This window comes from Bradyrhizobium centrosematis (assembly GCF_045571495.1).
Classification (GTDB): Bacteria; Pseudomonadota; Alphaproteobacteria; order Rhizobiales; family Xanthobacteraceae; genus Bradyrhizobium; species Bradyrhizobium centrosematis.
On sequence record NZ_CP120703.1, the window covers coordinates 6,295,321 to 6,313,362 of the forward strand.

General features: G+C 58.1%; 8 protein-coding genes and 8 pseudogenes. 8 read left to right on the forward strand and 8 right to left on the reverse strand.

Annotated elements, in window-relative coordinates; all coding sequences use genetic code 11:
* Positions 1-319 precede the first annotated feature (319 nt).
* The 3 genes and pseudogenes from ectB to P6U31_RS29905 form a co-directional block, all read left to right on the forward strand.
* Positions 320-1,591 (forward strand): diaminobutyrate--2-oxoglutarate transaminase, encoded by a 1,272-nt coding sequence (ectB, locus tag P6U31_RS29895; protein ID WP_407185293.1) that lies wholly within the window; start codon positions 320-322, stop codon positions 1,589-1,591.
* Between the two features lie 78 nt (positions 1,592-1,669).
* Positions 1,670-1,884 (forward strand): annotated as a pseudogene (locus P6U31_RS29900) (transposase); the annotation flags it as partial.
* A 357-nt stretch (positions 1,885-2,241) separates the two neighbouring features.
* Positions 2,242-2,562: pseudogene (locus tag P6U31_RS29905) on the forward strand (transposase); the annotation flags it as partial.
* Between the two features lie 171 nt (positions 2,563-2,733).
* On the opposite strand, the pseudogene P6U31_RS29910 reads toward P6U31_RS29905, so the two are convergent.
* A pseudogene (locus P6U31_RS29910) lies at positions 2,734-3,099 on the reverse strand (IS30 family transposase); the annotation flags it as partial.
* 52 nt (positions 3,100-3,151) lie between these two features.
* Here P6U31_RS29910 and P6U31_RS29915 point away from each other — a divergent pair.
* Positions 3,152-3,504: pseudogene (locus P6U31_RS29915) on the forward strand (IS30 family transposase); the annotation flags it as partial.
* Positions 3,505-4,478: 974 nt separating this feature from the next.
* Here the strand turns inward: P6U31_RS29915 and P6U31_RS29920 are convergent.
* Positions 4,479-4,700, reverse strand: a pseudogene (locus P6U31_RS29920) (transposase); the annotation flags it as partial.
* 305 nt (positions 4,701-5,005) lie between these two features.
* On the opposite strand from P6U31_RS29920, the pseudogene P6U31_RS29925 reads away from it, so the two are divergent.
* Positions 5,006-6,199, forward strand: a pseudogene (locus P6U31_RS29925) (IS3 family transposase).
* Between the two features lie 331 nt (positions 6,200-6,530).
* On the opposite strand, the gene P6U31_RS29930 reads toward P6U31_RS29925, so the two are convergent.
* A complete protein-coding gene (locus tag P6U31_RS29930) occupies positions 6,531-7,499 on the reverse strand; it encodes an ornithine cyclodeaminase family protein (protein WP_407185294.1) in 969 nt (322 codons plus the stop codon).
* A gap of 756 nt (positions 7,500-8,255) precedes the next feature.
* On the opposite strand from P6U31_RS29930, the gene P6U31_RS29935 reads away from it, so the two are divergent.
* The gene (locus P6U31_RS29935; protein WP_407185295.1) at positions 8,256-9,038 is read left to right on the forward strand and encodes a class I SAM-dependent methyltransferase; all 783 of its coding nucleotides are present in this window, start codon (positions 8,256-8,258) and stop codon (positions 9,036-9,038) included.
* Positions 9,039-10,629: 1,591 nt separating this feature from the next.
* Positions 10,630-12,057, forward strand: coding sequence for an MATE family efflux transporter (locus P6U31_RS29940; protein ID WP_407185296.1), 1,428 nt, complete (start codon positions 10,630-10,632; stop codon positions 12,055-12,057).
* 646 nt (positions 12,058-12,703) lie between these two features.
* Here the strand turns inward: P6U31_RS29940 and P6U31_RS29945 are convergent.
* From P6U31_RS29945 to P6U31_RS29955, 3 genes and pseudogenes are all read right to left on the reverse strand, one after another.
* Positions 12,704-13,173 (reverse strand): annotated as a pseudogene (locus P6U31_RS29945) (transposase); the annotation flags it as partial.
* Positions 13,174-13,194: 21 nt separating this feature from the next.
* The gene (locus P6U31_RS29950) at positions 13,195-14,028 is read right to left on the reverse strand and encodes an IS4 family transposase (protein ID WP_407185297.1); all 834 of its coding nucleotides are present in this window, start codon (positions 14,026-14,028) and stop codon (positions 13,195-13,197) included.
* On the reverse strand, positions 13,932-14,651 hold the full coding sequence (locus P6U31_RS29955; RefSeq protein ID WP_407185292.1) for a transposase DNA-binding-containing protein: 720 nt from the start codon (positions 14,649-14,651) through the stop codon (positions 13,932-13,934). Before P6U31_RS29955 ends, P6U31_RS29950 begins: the two co-directional genes overlap by 97 nt.
* A gap of 157 nt (positions 14,652-14,808) precedes the next feature.
* Between P6U31_RS29955 and P6U31_RS29960 the strand changes: the two genes are divergently transcribed.
* Positions 14,809-16,038, forward strand: a complete 1,230-nt coding sequence (locus tag P6U31_RS29960; RefSeq protein ID WP_407185298.1) for an IS3 family transposase — start codon at positions 14,809-14,811, stop codon at positions 16,036-16,038.
* Positions 16,039-16,103: 65 nt separating this feature from the next.
* Here the strand turns inward: P6U31_RS29960 and P6U31_RS29965 are convergent.
* Both P6U31_RS29965 and P6U31_RS29970 read right to left on the reverse strand, forming a co-directional pair.
* Positions 16,104-16,349, reverse strand: a pseudogene (locus tag P6U31_RS29965) (IS630 family transposase); the annotation flags it as partial.
* 721 nt (positions 16,350-17,070) lie between these two features.
* On the reverse strand, positions 17,071-17,829 hold the full coding sequence (locus P6U31_RS29970) for a gamma-glutamyl-gamma-aminobutyrate hydrolase family protein (protein ID WP_407185299.1): 759 nt from the start codon (positions 17,827-17,829) through the stop codon (positions 17,071-17,073).
* Between the last annotated feature and the right edge of the window lie 213 nt (positions 17,830-18,042).

Sequence of the window (18,042 nt, forward strand, 5' to 3'; positions counted from 1 at the left end):
TCGACCCTCACGGAGTGGATACAATCATTGATCGGCGCTTTATCGACCTTAGCGTACCGGCCAAGAGCGCTTCCTGTATCCTCGCGATTTGATTCTTCAGGTCGTCGATACGGGCACAGCGCGCCAACGCAGACCCGGATAGCACAAACCAGGAGTACTACCACTCTTGATAGGTTCGCCGGTATCGCTTCTCAGCTAGCGAAGCGTATCGGGGAGATCTCTCTCGGGCAAGATACAGTTCCTGAAGAGCTGCTTGTTCTAGGTCGATCTGTGAAAGCAATGCGCTCGTTCGGTCTAACCAGCGCTCGAGGAGACAAGTATGGATGAAGCAATCAACCGGTCGCGCAAAATAGACGGTTTAAAAACCCTCGAATCTAACGTTCGCTCGTACTCACGTTCGTTTCCTGCCATTTTCACCCGCGCACGCGGCTCCATTATGCTAACTGAGGAAGGCCGAAGGGTCATTGACTTCTTCTCTGGTGCTGGAGCGCTGAACTATGGCCACAACAACCATGCAATTAGGGAGGCTATCACGGAGTATCTAGCATCGGATGCCGTTGTCCATGGTCTTGATATGGCGACTCCGGCAAGACTGGAGTTTATGCATACTTTCACATCTGTCATACTTCGGGAGCGCGGTCTGAAATACCGCTTCCAATTCACAGGGCCAACGGGTTCGAATGCGGTTGAGGCAGCTTTAAAGCTCGCACGCAAAGTTACCAGGCGTCAAAACGTCATTGCATTTACAAACGGCTATCACGGGATGAGCTTAGGAGCGATCGCCGCGAGCGGTAATCGGTTTTATCGCGCTGGCGCTTCCCTGTGCGGCACAACCTTCATGCCTTTTGATGGCTATTTTGGTCCAACTGTCGATACTGCCAACTATCTGCGAAAACTATTGGCAGACGAGAGTAGTGGCCTTGATCATCCGGCAGCTATTCTCGTGGAGACCGTGCAAGGGGAAGGCGGAATAAACGTAGCTGGCGAGGAATGGTTGAAGTCAATTCAGGGAATTGCAAATGAAGTTGGCGCGCTGTTGGTGGTCGACGATATCCAAATGGGATGTGGTCGGACGGGGAACTTTTTTAGCTTCGAATTTGCGGAATTGTCGCCGGACATTGTTGTGATGTCCAAGTCGTTGAGTGGGTATGGCCTCCCACTTTCAATGTTGCTGATCAAAGAGGAGTTTGATGCTTGGCAACCAGGTGAGCACACCGGGACCTTCCGAGGGAACAATGTCGCACTGGTTGCTGCTACCGCCGCTGTAAATGCTTATTGGTACGACTCGACGTTCTCGGAGCAGGTACAGCGAATGTCGCAGCTAATGCGACAACGGCTCGAGGTCATCGCATCCACGCACGGAAATCATTTTGTTGTCCGAGGCCGTGGCCTTGCACTCGGCTTTGATTGTCAAGCCACCGAAATAGCTGCGGCTGCGACGCGCAAGGCTTTCGAGAAAGGGGTGATGCTCGAACGATGCGGGCCCGTCGATCAAGTCGTAAAGTTTCTGCCTGCGCTCACGATCGACCGTGAGACCATGGATGAAGGCTTAGAGCTGTTTGAGACAGCTTTGGCCGAAACACTGCCTTAAGTGAAGATCACGTCGTTTGATCTGCTGCCGGTTTGATGGACACCCAGATTAGGTGTTTCATCCAGCCGGAAGCTGGCGATGAAGCGACGGGCGTTCAGGCGCGAGTTCAAGATCGAGGCGGTCGAGCGCCGGCCGGGCGCGACCTGGATGATAATGAGAACGTTCTGCGCAAATGGGTGAAGGGGTTCGGCTCTGGCTCTGGTGCAGGCCTTTCCGGGCCACGGGAAGATGAAGCCGGAGCAGCAGGCGATCGAGCGGTGCGCCGTGAGGTCGCCAAGTTGAAGGCCGAGCGGTAGCCTAAAAACTATCACGGACCCAGCCGCCTGTGCGCGGTAGAAACGGCCAGCGCCGATGCTTTCTTGTCGACCTGGAGGGTAGCGGCCGTCAGCTTATTGGAGGCAGAGTTCCCGTTAAAAAACTGCGAACTTGAGAATGGTGACGCTGTTCGCACGGCGATCCCGATTAGGAAGATGCCGATTGGCATAACCAGACCCTCCAGCTCCATTAATGAACAATGAACGATGGAGTTGCAGCGCCGGGGACACTTGCCGGTGGCCGCCCGGAGTTAAGGCCGGTCAACGTCAGAGCCGCGGCCATGGACACTGGGTCAAAAAATGCACATGGCAGTGGTCGACTCCAGGGGCACCGATATGCCGCTGCGTGCGTTTGCCCCGTTTACGCAAGAGCTGCACGAACTCGCGGACTGGTTCAAAGCGTGCGGCCTGATCAGTGTCGCGATGGAATCGACGGGGGTCTATTGGAACGCAGTCTACGAGATTCTCGGGCAGCGAGGGTTCGAGGTAATCCTGGTCAACGCACGTTACGCCAAGACCGTGCCTGGACGCAAAACCGATGTCAGTGACGGCGCTTGGTTGCGCCAGCCTCATTCCTGCGGTTTGCTGCACGGCAGCTTTCGAGCTGACGCCGTTATCGAGACGCTACGCGCCAATCACCGCCAGCGAGAGCCGCTAGTCGAAGATGCGGCCGCCCACATCCAGCACATGCAGAAGGCCCTGATGGAGATGAACCCGCAACTTCATCACGTCTCCGAATCCGATGCCGCGCTCCTGGCTGCGGTCGGCAAGTCCATCAAGGCAACAGCGGCCGCTACGGCAGTCCTCGCGTTCATGCCGTCCCGCGCCGTCAAGCGCTTCTGCCGGCGTTTTCCAGCCCAGTGTCTTCTTCGGTCGGACATTGAGGACCGTTGCTACAGCGGATATCTTATCGGTCGCTGTCGATGCTCAACGTGGAAAGTACTGCCGCAGCAACCCGTTTGTGTTCTCGTGAGCGTCGCGCTGCCAAGAGCTTTGCGGGACGCAGAAGTAGACTTGGACGCCCGCGTCGATCTTGAGGCGGTCGTGCTGAGCCATTTCGGCCCTTGATCCCAAGTCTGCGTGCGACGTAGTTCTTCGGGCAAAGTGATGATGGTCCGCGAGATCGCGTCACCACGACTTCCGCCCGTGTCCCGCAAGGGCAGGTTCATTCCTCTTGCGAGGAGCTTCGCCATGAAGAGCGTCGTGCATTCGGCCCACCGTCCGGTGGAACGATCGCCGGCATGGCCGGCGCAAGGATCGACAATGGACCAAGGCGTGGAGCCCTAACCAGATTGCCCGAGGCTTGCCGATTGACTTCCCGGACGACAAGACGATGCGCATTGGCCACGAAGCCATCTATCAGGTTCTCTTCGTTCAGGCCGCGGTGAACCACGCAGCGAACTCAGTGCCTGCTTGCGAACAGGACGCGTGTTGCGCGTGCCCAGGGGGCGCGTACGCAGGCGAGGCAAGGGCTTTCTCTCGCCCGAGATCGTGATCAGTGTGCGCCCCGCTGAAGCGGCTGATCGAGCCGTGCCGGTACATTGGGAGGGAGACCTCATCCTCCGTCTAGGCAGCTTGGCGATCGGCACCTTGGTCGATGGCCCTGCACCTTTAGAAGGGCGATTTCCTCGCTTTCAGCCAATGAAAGATAGCGCTCGCAGAGAGGCTTGGCCGAAAATCTGAAGCCGCGGTTGGGATGCCGCCTACCTTTCGGAACAATCTGCTTCCGACAGGTTGCGATAAGCCGGCCTCAAACGCAGTAGCGTCGCTGCTCTACCCCGTGGCAATCGCCTTCCAAAATCTATTCTGCTCATCGCGTCCGGCCACGGACAGCCGGCCTGCCGATGGCAATGGCGCTCGTCCTGACCGCGCCGAACGTCGAAGTATAACTCTCACCGCAACCTTCAACTTCATGCTGTTATGACGACAGTTGAACACGCCATGATGCCTCACACGCGTACCGCGACTTCGCCTTCATCGAGGCGTGCACAATCGAACAAGACTCCATTCAGCCATCGGATAAATCGCGCGAAGCGAAATCGAGCTAAAGGCCGCCTAAACCCGTCCATTTTTTGGGGGGTGGGGGAGGATCGCGACCTTGACCCTCCTGTACGAGCGATGCCAGACCCTGCATTCCTTTGTGCATGTCCGTGTGATCGGTCGCGATCCAGATCCTCGCCCCTGCCGCGATCGGGATCATCGCTGCTCCAGCAGATCCAATAGGCGAGACAACACGGTCATATCAACGCCGGCGTCCACGATCACGCGACAGGTCTTGCCGACGACAATCTCCATGGGTCCGCCCCCTGACGCCGCCAAAGCTACTGGCAGCGCCGACGGTTGGTCCGGCATCACCATCGCCACAAAGGCTGGCTGAGTTTGCTCGCTCGTCCGCGTCCCGAACGATCTCGCCAAGTCAACAGGACCGAGCGCGAGATGCCGTATCGACGTGCTGTCGGCGAGACCGCGCGCGGTGCCTGCAAACTGTCCAGAACGACCTTGAGTTTCTCATCATGCGGCGAGGACGACGGCCGGTCTCGACGGCCTCGAACCGTTCAATCTGAGCACTGAACTCATTGCTGTCCATAAGGGCTGTTACACAGCACTCCTCTTAACCCGGCAAGACGGCCCTCACCAGAGGGAGACGCCTGGATTTTCATCACCCGTGTGAGGTTATAGGCGAGAACATGCAGCGCCATCTCAGCAGCGACATTTGGCAGGCGCTTCATTAGGAAGTGAGTCGCACCCATAGGGGCTTTGATCGTGCCGAAGGGATGCTCGATCCTCTCGCGCCGCGTCCTCTGCTTGAAGTAGAGCTTCACGTACCCAGGAGCCACCAATCGCACTGTATGCCCGAAGCCTGCAGTTCGCGGGACCAATAATGGGATGACGCGCAAGACTTGGCTTCCCCCAAGCACGGCGGCAACTTCTCAACGAAGGAAAGCACGAAACGGCGTTTTAGCCGCCGGCGGACCACCACCTGACCGGCCACATCGACGCCATGCACTTGGAAGACCGCCTTAGCGACATCAACTGCTCCCTGTTTTGACAGGACACCGGCGTTAGCCGGAGGACTAGGCCTAGTCCTAGGCAGACGCCTATGTCCGAGACGTTTTCAAAGGTGGAAGTCATCACCAGCGTTGCCCACCGGCGACGGTTTACGACGGAGCAGAAGCTCCTTTCGCTAACGAGACGCTGCAACCGGGCATGTCGATCAGCTACGTTGCCCATCGCCATGGGCTCTCCCCGAACCGGGTCTTCCGATGGAGGCGGCTGATGAGCGAAGCGGGCAAGGAAGCAGTGCGGGCGCATGAGGATGTGGTCGCCGCATCCGAGGTCCGGCGGCTGGAGGAACGGGTTCGAGACCTCGAACGCATGTTCGGTCGCAAGACCCTGGAGGTCGAGATCCTCAAAGAGGCTCCTGACCTTGCGCGGGATACCCCGTGAAACGGATCGCAGAGACCCTCGGGGTGACCCGTTCCAACCTGGTTGAGCGAGTTGACGGCAAGCGTCCGAAGCGCGGTCCCCAGATCCGCGCCGGGGATGTGGAGCTCACGTCTGATATCCGGCGCCTGGTGGATAGCCGGCCGAGCTATGGATACCGGCGGATCGCCGCGCTCCTCAAGCGCGCGCGGCGATCCGCCGGCCACGATCCCGTCAACGCCAAGCGCGTCTACCGGCTGGATGAAGAAGGGCGGCTTGTTGGTGGCCCGGCATACAGGGCGCCGCATCCCGCGGGCCCACAATGGAACGATCATGACAAGCGACTCCAACGTGCGTTGGTGTTCGGACGTGCTGGAGTTCACCTGCTGGAATGGCGAGATCGTGCGGGTTGCTTTTGCCTTGGACAGCCATGACCGCGAGGTCATCATTTGGGTGGCCACAACGGCTGGGATCTCCGGCGAGATGATCCGGGACATGATGGTCCCACGGTGTCGAGCAGCGGTTCGGCGACATGCGCGCTCCACGCAAGGTGCACTGGCTGACCGACAATGGCTCCATCTTCGCTGCCTATCGCACCCTTGAGATTGCCGCGGCCCTGAACCTCGAGCCTTGCTTCACGCCGGTCGAAAGCCCCGAGAGCAACGGCATGGCCGAGGCGTTCGTGAAGACCTTCAAGCGCGACTATGTTCGTGTGAACCCGATCCCGCGACGCTCGCATCGCGCTGCTGCGGATCGACAACTGGATGGAGGATTACAGGATTACAACGCAAAACACCCGCGTTCCCGGCTGGGCTACCGCTCGCCGCGGGAGTACATTGCATCACTCAAACCAGCCGAGTGTCCGGTCTAATGGGGTCAGCTCCGCCATCCCAGGCCAATCGTCGAAATTGACTGGATAGGCTGCTCCTCCGAATCGTTGGGAGCTTAAAGGGCACCCACTCCTTGGCACTCACGTCCCATGCAGGAGCCGTCCAACAGCATCATCTGCCGCAAATCCGATGGTAGCGTCTTCGGAGTTCAGGTTCTTCAGGCCCACGCTAGCGAGCCGCCGAGGCTGCCTGATCGCTCCTTGTTCATGACGCGGTCAGGCGCTCCATTTGCCTTGGGCTACGCGGAGCGTGCCCGCAATCTGGAGTGGCACCCGTCGTGCTGCTCCGCCTGTTCTCTCGTATTCTCACCCTTCATCGTGGCAGGAAAGTTCCGATCCCCGAGGCCCGCGCCTTTTGGATCGCCAATTCTGCCAATGCCAAGTCTGCGATCACGAAACCTTGGAAAGCGAATAAGGCTCTAATTGGTGCATCGGGTCGCGACGAACCAGATGCAAGATGCACAAGGTCGTCTTGGAACCTTGCGGATTTAACGCGCTGTCCTGACGCGTCAATCGGCGATTTAGATTGCTCCAAGCTGTCGGTGACAAGTCTGTCGAAAGCGGAGATCCCCTCCGATATCCAACTCCTGGCTCCATCCACAGCCGCGGCGAATGACGAAGGCGGCATCAATCGAGCATCCAGAAACGGCGTCAATCCAGGCGAACTCGAGACCATGGAGACAACAATGTCGCTTTGACTCACCAGGGCATTCGGGTCCTCTGATATGATCGGCTCCAGACGCTTCTTAGACGCGGCGACCGCGACTCTTTCAGCAGAGCGGCCACTCCTGCTCAGTAAATGGACCTTTCGTAGAGATGGAAACGTATCGACAAACGCATCAAGGTGGCTTAGCGCCTGTTGGCCACAGCCGACGAGGCCAATGGTCTCAGGCGCCTCAGGGGCGAGATAGACGGCCGCTAGCGCCGACATCGCAGCTGTCCTTAGCAGCGTAATGGAATTCCCATCCATAACCGCGAGGGGTACCCCAGTCTTATAATCGCTGACGCAGACCAGGCCGTTAACTCTGGACGTTGTCCGATGGGCTTGGTCTGAAGCGACCGCGACCATTTTCACCACTCCGATACCCCCGGCTTCGGACACGGCGTTCATCGAGATAAACCAGGAGCCGGGGCCAATGCTAATGGCTGATTTCGGTAGGCCGACGTTGCGGCCGAGCGAATTGTTACGAAAACCGGCAAGCACTGCCTCTCGCGCCTCGCTAGCCGTAATCTGTAGTTCATGCACATGGGCATTAGACAAATAGAGCAAGTCGGATGCCATTCGTTGGTACTTTCATATGAGGGCACTTGCAACTGACGCAAGGCCGTTGCTGACGCAGGTCCCCTGACCTATTTGCGACTGCGCTGGGATGGCGCTGCGGCGCCCCATCGGATGGAGCCAAGGGCCAACATAGACAGACATCGCGCTGCCTGCACCTCCCTAAGGTGAGAGCTATCAATGCGCATGAAAATATCGCTAGCCTAACGGCATCCAAGTCTTTGTGGGTTTGGCGAAGCCGGGCAATCCGCTCGCTACTGTTCTTACGCTATCGAGCATATTCTGTGGAATAGTGACGCCCGACGCAAAGCCTGGTCGCCTGTCGCGCCGCCCGCCGGATGGCATGCCCGAGGCATTGGCGTAAACGTCGTTTACAAAAAGGATTAGTGCGACCCGACCAAGTGAGGTCTCGAAAAAGAAGGACACGCGCCTGCGGGAGGTTTTCGCCAATACTGCACCAATGCGACCTCCACATGATGATAGTCGCACAATCGCTGTCAGGTTTAAAACAATGACGGCTTTTCTCTGGAGCTCGAATTTTCCTCTGCATAAGACACCGCTGCCCTCGAAGCAGCTGGCATGCTTGTTGCTGGAGTACTGAGCTGAGTGCGCCGATCCTATTCCTTCGTTCCGAAGGCTTCCGGCAGCTAGAAACAGCCAAACATTCGGTCATGAATGGCCGGTGAGAACATGCCATCAGTGAGGCGACCTAGTTTAATACTGAGGATTAACCAATCGCCCCAAAAGTTGAGGTCCAAGATGCCTGGCCCGGTCCAATTCTGGAATGACAAGGGCGAAGAGTTCGCAAGGGTCGCTCGTGATCCGGCTTCGTTCTTTGCCCGCCGAGCTGCTTTGGTCGCGGAGCTCGTATCGAATCATATTTCGTCCGGGAGAGTGCTCGATATAGGGTGCGGAGCCGGCCAGCTGTGTTTCGATCTCGCGAGGCGTGGATTCGACGTTTACGGGATCGATCTGTCGTCAGTGCAAATTGAAATGGCGATTCAGGCTGCGCGCGGACTGCTTAGTTTTCCGGATAAACGGTTTCATGTGTGCACTCCTCAGTGTTTGTCATTCGACGGGCCCTTTGATGTCATTACCGCAATTGGAGTCTTGCCCTATGTAGAGGATCACTCTGCCTTTATCAGACGCGCCCTATGCGTGTTGGAGCCAAACGGCATGTTCGTTGCGTCGTGTACGAACTCGCTAAGCCTCTTTACATGTCTGGCGGTGGCCCGTCACATGCGGGCATTTCAGGCGAATCGAGCCTGGTTTTCGGTTCTTACGAATTTGATGCGAACCGGGTTGTGGTCGGGGACTTGTGTGGACTTTCGCATTGCGCGGCGGTGCGGTAGCGCGGCTGCCCTCGACCAGTTGTGCGATAGGCTGGGCCTGGCAATCGTGGGAGAATTGGATCTGTATAATGTTAGCTGGAGCTCGTTCGATCGTTCGCCTTTTGATAGGGGCCAGATCAGTCGGAGGCTGGCCCGACGCCTAGGATGGACCCACGTGGGGGCTTATCGGAAGCAATTTAGTGACACCTAAAACACTCGAAAACATCTATTTACTATCGCTCGCTTGGCTGGAATAGAGGGCAGCGGAGCCGGCCTGCGACAATGACGAGACGTGTAAAATCTGCTGGAAACGTTGTATTAAAAAATCGTGCGCCTGCTCGAAAAAGCCCTTCTGCGACCAGGCGATGTGCCAGCTACGGCGCGATCAACCATTGCAACGGCTTGAAGCATGCGATGGGCCGTCCAGTGCGACAACTTCTCCCCGAGCTGGGCCGCAAGGAACGTGCCAGCAGCGACTGACCGAGTGCAATATGGCTGTTGGGCAGAAAGCCGGTTTGCCGCGGGGCGGCGATCAGTCGGCGAACGCTGCAACGCAGCGTGCACCCCTATTGCCAGGCGCTAAAGGCGTGAGCTCAAAGCGCTGGGGACGCCCCCATCTCGAGAGCGCATCGGCTCGCTGCTTGTTGACACTACTCAGTGCTTAGCCGCTATCAACCACCGCTTGGCAGGGACGCGTTCCGGGCCGGAGAGGCTCGCATCCACCGCGCGTGCAGCAGGTCGCGATTCACAAGCACTCGGAAGGCTGCGACCCGTGGATTGCTCAGGCGCTGTCCCATGCATTGCAAGAACGGGTAGGCCTTGGTCGAGCAAAACAACCGTATAGTAGTCTATATGGTCGGTCATAGTGGTTTGGCGCTTTAAGGGTGGCTGCTCTGCGCCCCGCATTGACCATCCGGCCCCAACACCACGAAGTCGCAGGCAAACACGATTGGGCAGCCTGCCGCCGTGCTTTTTTCGCCTTACCATAGATTTCGTAGGCGGCTCAACAGCGACCGCAGTTTGCTTCCGCATCTTCAACATCATCCCTCTGGCGCCTTGCGAAACGTTATGCGCAGTCCGTCGCAATGCGTTTTATGTCATGCTTCAGCCTCCCAACCGTGTCGCGACAGGTTTCTGGCCAATGAACCATCGAAATCTGGATTCGACAGCCCGACCAATTTCTGGCGCTGTCGCGACATACTGTCAGATTCACCACGCGAAAGCGCCATGCGCATTAGTTCATGAAGTTGGCGCGAATCTTGAAGGAAGCTGGGCCGCATGAAGAGCCGCAGCAATGTCGTACAAAGCTATCGCCTCTCACTTCACCTACGCATCGCACGTGACGTCAACAACATCGTTTCCTCGGAAATGCACACGCGCTGCCCCGGCTTTCCGTGAGCGACATCGCGACATTCGGCCCCCTTCCGGTCGCCCGAGGCGGAACGCTCGTTGGTCAACCCATCCAATTTGCTGGCCGCAAACTTCATCTGCCGCCTTTAACACACGACAGCCTGCGGCGAATGCGGCGCACCGCCTGCGTGTCCGCCTCCAGCCTCAGCCGCACGTGGCTCGCGACGAGCTCCGCGGTCTCGTCGGCGTCGCTGCATGAGTGGCGCTAAGAAGGTGGGATGTAAACAGTCTACAAGCAAATTCGAGAAACAGCTGAACAGTGAGTGCAACCCGACAGGCGCGCTCGCGTCGGCGACAAACACTCCCCAAATCAGCAATGTGATCGTGAGGCAAACTCCCGGCGGAGATACTCTTCTAAAAGCGGAAGCCGCCGAGGACAAGTAGCACAATCCATGGTCAAAACAGCCAAAGAAAAATCCGAATCAAATTCCGGGAACAGACGGGCGAGACACACCGGCTGCAATCACCTCGCTGTCGAGTTCGGTGAAACCTTGAAACTTGCCCTGCCGATGGTCATGATTCAGCTAGCGCACATCGCGATGATGGCAATCGATCTCGCTTTCGTCGCGCGCATCGGCGTCGAGTCGGTTGCCGCCATCGCCTTGGCTAGCAGAGTTTATCTGGTCAGCATCACCTTCGGCGCAGGCTTTTTGGCGCCAATCGCGCCGTTGGCCGCACAGGCATTTGGAGCGCACAATCTAGCTACGATGCGGCGTTCTATGCGCATGGGGCTATGGATGGCTGTGCTGTTGTCGTCTCCGATCGTAGCGTTCGCACTGCGCGGGGAGGCGGTACTACTGGCGCTTGGGCAAGACTCGAATGCGGCTCGACTGGCTCAGCAATATTTGTTCGGATTGGCATGGGGCGTTCCGGCGGCCCTGGGCCTTCTTGCACTCCGACATTACATGGCCGCCGCCAATCGGCCAGAGCCGGTTTTCTGGATTACACTAGGGGCCGTCCCCGCCAAGGGCTTGCTGGTATACCTGCTGATCCATGGCCAGTTGGGCTTGCCTCCCTTTGACCTGTTCGGCGTGGGCATTGCGAGCACGCTGGTGAACTGGGGTACGTTCTTGACCGCCTTGTGGTTCGCTACTATGTGCCGCCCTTTTCGGGACTACCGCGTGATTGCCCATCTCTGGCGCTTCGATTGGCCTTTAATGCGGCAGTTGGTTGTGATCGGAATGCCCATTTCAATAGGTGCCTTGGTGGGTTATGGACTATTCTCCGCGGCAGCGCTCTTGGCCGGGCATATCAGCAGCAGCGCACTGGCCGCGCATCAGATCGCGATTCAGATCGCCGGCCTCTTGTTCATGGTCTCGTTCGGCATCAGCACGGCGGCGACAGTGCGTGTTGGCCAAGCGGTCGGCCGCAACGACGGACCGGGTATTAAGCGAGCAGGAATGGTGGCAATGCTGCTCAGCGTGGGAGTCACCTCCATCATGACGATGGTGGTCGTCGTTGCACGTCTTGACCTGGTTCGCTTGTTCCTAGGCACATCGAGGGACGAAGCCGACCCAACGAGTAGACTTGCGGCAGAGCTCCTTTTTGTCGGCGCATTTTTTTTTGTTGCTGAAGGCCTGAAGGGCGCCGCCGCGGGTAGCCTGTGCGGGCTGAAGGATACACGCGTACCGCTGTTGCTCGCCGGCATCGCGTATTGGCCGATCGGGTTCTTGTTGTGCTACGTGCTTTCCTTCAAGGTGGGGCTTGGTCCCATTGGTATCTGGATTGGCCTAGCAATTGGGACGGCCGTATACGCAGCTTTTCTCGTCCTGCGCTTCCAAATACTCGCGAATAGGCGGCTATCTAGAGTGGAGACTTGAGCGCGAAGGCGTTGCAAAACGCTGCGTCATTGGAACGGTCTGATGCTCTATCTTGATGACGAACGCATCCAACGCTCAAGCAAGCGCGGCCGACCAAGCTCAATGCCAAGAAAGCTTTATTCGCTCGTCTAAAAGCACCAAACTGCTAGAATACAGGAGACATCTCTTCTCAAGCCAACTCGTCAAGGAAGTGCGCCATTACTGATCCCCAACGGTGCTTTGACGGATGCGCGTAGGGTCCGGCTCTCCGAATCGTTCACGAGACCGGCATCAACACCATCCATTAAATTTATGACTTGGCGACAGCTAGGGCCATGTGATCGAGCTCGAAAGATGGTTAGACAACACGGCCATAAACAAGGCTTTCCACTCTTGCTGGAGGTGCGCCTGATTCCCGACTTTCCGGTGGCATCGGCGACCTACCGATACCGAACGTTAAAGTATGGCCCCTCGGCCGTCATTCCGGAAGTTGTCGATCGGAAGGCGCTCAAAGGAAACGCCTTCTCCGAAAAGATGCAGCCATGTCCGCTGTAGCTGCCGACAAACGAGGCGACAAGACCAATAACGACGAAAAACTTACGATTGGCAATACACGGTAGACGCGATGGATATACCGATGATGCCTCGTACCGAGCTTTAGAGCGTTTCACGGTTGAACAGAAGCGTATCCGGCGTTTTCGAAGTAATTGCTGCATTCGTCGGGCTGGATGGTTGTGACGAGGCCGCCGAAATGGCGGCAAATGTCATCAAGGGTGCGCTTCTGGGCGGAACGCATCTAGTGCTTGATCTTAGTGGATTGAGGTCGGGGGAGTATGGCGGCAGGTACCAGAGCCTGGCGGCTTTGATCAGGCTGCGCAGTGCAGCTGATTTATGGCTGCCGAGATTGTCCATAATGACGATGTCACCCGGCTGAAGCTGCGGGACGAGAACCTTATGAACATAGGCGCGGAAGCATTCGCCGTTGATCGGGCCGTCGAACAGGCAAGTGACGGTGAGACGGTCACAGCGCAATGCGCCAAGGAATGTCAGCGTCCGCCAGTGACCGTGTGGCGTGAGGCTGCGCACCCGCTCGCCTTTTGGTCCCCATCAGCGCAGTGGAGCCATGTTGGTCTTGATCGTACGGGGCCGGTGAAGCTTTCAATTGGCCACAAATTCTCCTCCGACCATGGCGCCCAGCGCGATGTCGGTGAGGTGTGACAGCCCGCGCCACATGACGGTATTGCCGGGCGGCGGATCGCTGGCGCGGGCGAGATAACCGCCGAGCCGGGCGATCTTGATCAGATAGTGCGAGAGCGTTTTCTGTCTTGCTTTTGGTTTGCCGTTGGCGAGGCGATCGAGCACACCGATTTCAGTCGCAGTCAACGCGAGGGTTGGTGGCGCGTCTGGGGCGGAACGGTTGAGCATCGTCATCCAGAAGACCCGCCAACTCAGGATGCAAAACACTGAGATCAGATTGGTCAGACGCTGGGCGGTCCGGAGCTTCGACTCCTCAGCTTTGCAGCCCGATTTGAGGATCTTGTGGAACACCTCGATCTTCCATCTCAAAGCATACCATTCGAGCTTCTCAATGGCGTCGGTGCGGGAACGAACCGGCAGGTCGGTGATCAGCTTCCAATCGATCTTCTTTCTGTTTTTAGGCGTCCCGCGCTCTTCGGCATGGATCACCGTCAGGGTCAGAGCGGGATAGCGCTTCTGCTTTCCGATCGGTGGCAGGACGCGTATCTTGCGATACCTGATCTCAAGAACGGCCTGGTCGGGATCGCCGTTGCTGTCTCTGATTTCGATGCGAAGGAGCCCTTTGACGGCGACCTCATCCATTTCGTCAGCGATCGAGTGATCCCCGTCTCCAGCCAAGCGGTCGACGCAGGTCCTGATCAGGAAATGAGTTTCGATCTCCTGTGCTGCGCAGAAAAGCTCGTAGATGTCACTCTCGCGATCACCGATATGGATGCATCGTCCCGGATGATCCACGAGTTTGTAGACTGCTTGAGATTTTCCAACCACCGGACGCTTTCCTTTTTCTCGATGGGAATCCGGGTCGGATTGATCTTCTTTTTAAGCGCTGCCGTCCCCTTGAATTTCTTCCGGGTCCAGAACTTAACGGCCGCAAACCCCAGCGGCACACCCTCGATTGTAACCGCGAGGCTCGAATGCATCAGGATGCCGCAAACCGTGTGCGATCTGACGCGGCCTGCCTTATCCCGTCCACTGTTTATGCTCTTGGTGATGCCGATCGCTTCTGACTTCTCGCGTTGATAGCTGAACTCGGTTGTGTCGTGCAGCACGAGAACGAGACCTTCAGCGGCGGCGGCACGATCATGCGTCGATTGGAAATGGCCGGCCAGAATGTCCGCTTCGCTGACCCGGTCATTGGAGAAGAAGCGGTAGGCAGCCTTGGTATTCGCCCAATCCTGGCAGACGAGCGGAATGCTTTGTCCCATGGCGCTTCCAATCTGCGTGAGCAGTTTGCGGAATCTGTCGCCGAGCCGCGCGTCCCTAAACTCGCATCCACTACTCTCTCGATCAATCCAACATTCGCCTTCCAAGGACCGCAAACAGCCTTTTGCCGATCGATCACTTAATGACAGCCCCATAGAGCACCCCCTCGCGAATCAGGTGCTCAGTAAGGAATCACAAGTGATTCTTTCGATTCAAGTTTTCGCCGATCCGCGCATCAACTGAACTGCACCACGTTTTGACCGGACACCGGCGTTAGCCGGAGGAGCTAGGCCTAGTCCTAGGCATACGCCTATGTCCGAGACGTTTTCGAAGGTGGAAGTCATCACCGGCGTTGCCCGCCGGCGGCGGTTTACGACGGAGCAGAAGCTCGTGGTCGTCAACGAGACGCTGCAACCGGGCATGTCGATCAGCTATGTTGCTCGTCGCCATGGGCTCTCCCCGAGCCTGGTCTTCCGATGGAGGAGGCTGATGAGTGAAGGGGGCAAGGAAGCGGTGCGGGCCGACGAGGATGTGGTCGCCGCGTCCGAGGTCCGGCGGCTCGAGCAACGGGTTCGAGACCTCGAACGCCTGCTGGGCCGCAAGACCATGGAGGTCGAGATCCTCAAGGAGGCTCTTGACCTTGCACGGGTAAAAAAACCGACCTTGCTGTCGCGATCGCAGGCACACACCGGAGGATACCCCGTGAAACGGATCGCAGAGACCCTCCGGGTGGCCCGTTCCAACCTGGTTGAGCGAGCGGGTGGCAGGCGTCCGAACCGCGGTTCCCAGACCCGCGCCGGGGATGCGGAGCTCACGTCTGATATCCGGCGCCTGGTGGATAGCCGCCCGAGTTATGGATACCGGCGGATCGCCGCGCTCCTCAAGCGCGAGCGGCGATCCGCCGGCCATGACCCCGTCAACGCCAAGCGCGTCTACCGGCTGATGAAGAAAAGTGGCTTGTTGCTGGCCCGGCATACAGGGCGCCGCCTCCCGCGGGCCCATGACGGAACGATCATGACAAGCCGCTCCAACGAGCGTTGGTGTTCGGACGCGCTGGAGTTCACCTGCTGGAATGGCGAGATCGTGCGGGTTGCCTTTGCCCTGGACAGCCATGACCGCGAGGTCATCGGCTGGGTGGCCACAACGGCCGGGATCTCCGGTGAGATGATCCGAGACATGATGGTCCACTGTGTCGAGCAGCGGTTCGCCGACATCCGGGCTCCACGCAAAGTGCAATGGCTGACCGACAATGGATCCATCTTCGCCGCTTATCGCACTCTTGAGATTGCCGCGGCCCTCAACCTCGAGCCCTGCTTCACGCCGGTCGAAAGCCCCGAGAGCAACGGCATGGCCGAGGCGTTCGTGAAGACCTTCAAGCGTGACTATGTTCGGGTGAACCCGATCCCTGACGCGAGCACCGCGCTGCAGCGGATCGACCAATGGATGGAGGATTACAACTCAGAACACCCACACTCCCGACTGGGCTACCGCTCACCGCGGGAGTACATTGCACCACTCAAACCAGCCGAGTGTCCGGTCTAACGGGGGCAACTCCATCAACCCAAGCAGTCAAAGTTATGGGTAATTGAAAGCCTCACCGGGCGGATACTCTTGATCCAGGTCTCGTCGATAAAGACCAAGCGCCGGGGTCGAGGTTGACCTGCCATGAGCGCCAGCGCTGGCGTCTACGCGCGATGTCGGAGCGAGCTCGCTCGGGGGCGAGCAGCTTTTTTTGAACCGCGGTACTTCGCACCTTAGAACAGCCAAACCGCATTGAGGGAGACTTTGACTCCGCGCGCGGCAAGCTCGTCCTTGAGGGCGTGAAGCGTCAAATTCGGCGTCTGACTGATCCGCGCCTACGCTGAAGCCCGCATCCTGGAGTTCGGCCGACGCATCCTGGCTTGGCGCGATCCTCACGAGCGGCCGGCTGCATGTGATCCCCCCGGGTGAGGCCGTGGCGCTGGTGGTGTCCGTCTGACGCGTCTTCTCTGATCTGTCTCGGGCTCGCGCCAAGTTAAGCAGCAAAGAGAAGCGCGGCAGTATCGGCAGAGGCGACGCTATTTGGGCAGCCTGTTCACGGCTGACGCCCTTCCGTGATCGGCTATAGTAACATCCGCCGTACCAGACAACGGCCTTGGTTTGCAGGCGGGCTGATGCGGCCACGACCAAAGGTTGCAGTCATCGCGCTCGCCAAGAGGATCGCCAGGACGGGGCGGGCCTGGACAGCAATGGGCGCAAACGCTACCGAGAACTGGGGGCTCTACGGATCACACGAGATCGTGCGGGACGTCTCGAGCGCATTCTGACGATTGGGAGGGAACAGGACGTTGTAGTGCCGGTCTATTCAGCGCTCAGGATAACTCTTAGACCACGGCGTCTTAAGACATGCTTTCGGAACGAGAACTGATCCGCGTTACTTAACCCCGAGCACACACACTGCTGCTTCGGCCAAAGATTGGGAGACGTTCTTCTTGCCACCACGAGTTGTCCACACATGCCTAGACCGATTAAGTTACATCTTCTGCAAATTTGTACCCTTGGGTCTTGCGGCATAGCCTAAGCTTTCTTCCGGGCTTAGGTGTTGCTCCTTGCCACTGCATGCATCCGGACAGCATCCCCGAACGCGCGGAAAATGCGTCCTGATGCTTCATCCGAGGCGGACAAATACTCAGGATGCCACTGAACTCCCACAGCGAAGGCGCGTGCATGGTTCACCGACACCGCTTCCACAGTTCCATCTTCAGCCACGGACTCAATTTTGAGCCGGTCGCCCAACCTGTCGATCGCCTGCCGGTGGTGGGAATTGACCTTGATTTCATCTGCGCCAACGATCTCCCGGAGGCAGCCGCCCTCCATCATCGTCACGTTGTGCTTTAAGGCAAACTGCTCGCTCCGGCTAACCCCCTGCGGCGCGCGATGGTCAAGCGAGCCGGGACGCTCCTGAATTTCTGTCGCCAGCGTTCCGCCCAACGCAACGTTCAGTTCCTGAATACCGCGGCAGATAGCAAGCAGTGGAATCCCGTAATCGATAGCGCTGACGATCAAAGGCAGCGTCGTCGCGTCACGCGCTGGGTCATAAGGACCGTTGAGGTCTCCGGCGTTGCCGCCGTAGAGCGACGGATGGACGTTCGAACCAGAGCCTGTAACTAGGACTCCGTCCACAGCGGCTGCGAGACGATCGAAATCAAGTGGGCGACCAAAGCAAGGGACCAGCAGAGGAAAGACGCCGGCTGAAGCGATTACTGCGTCTAGATACTGTTGTGGCGTAGCGTGCCAGACAGCGTTGCAAAAACGACGGACATCCGTTGAAACCGCAATTAGCGGCTGCGCCATTTTGGTCTACCGTTTGGAGGGCCACGTCGGCCGTCGCATTTATGAGAGTCCTGCGCTTCGAGCCTCGCAGGATAACGCCACGTCCTTAGCAACTATCCTTAGACGCGCACACCTACACAGCATGGTAGTATCACCGCAAGACATTCTCTGACATTTCAGTCCGCCTGGAAAGCGGCTTAGCCGAGAAACTTGGTCTGCTGACATCTAGCTTTG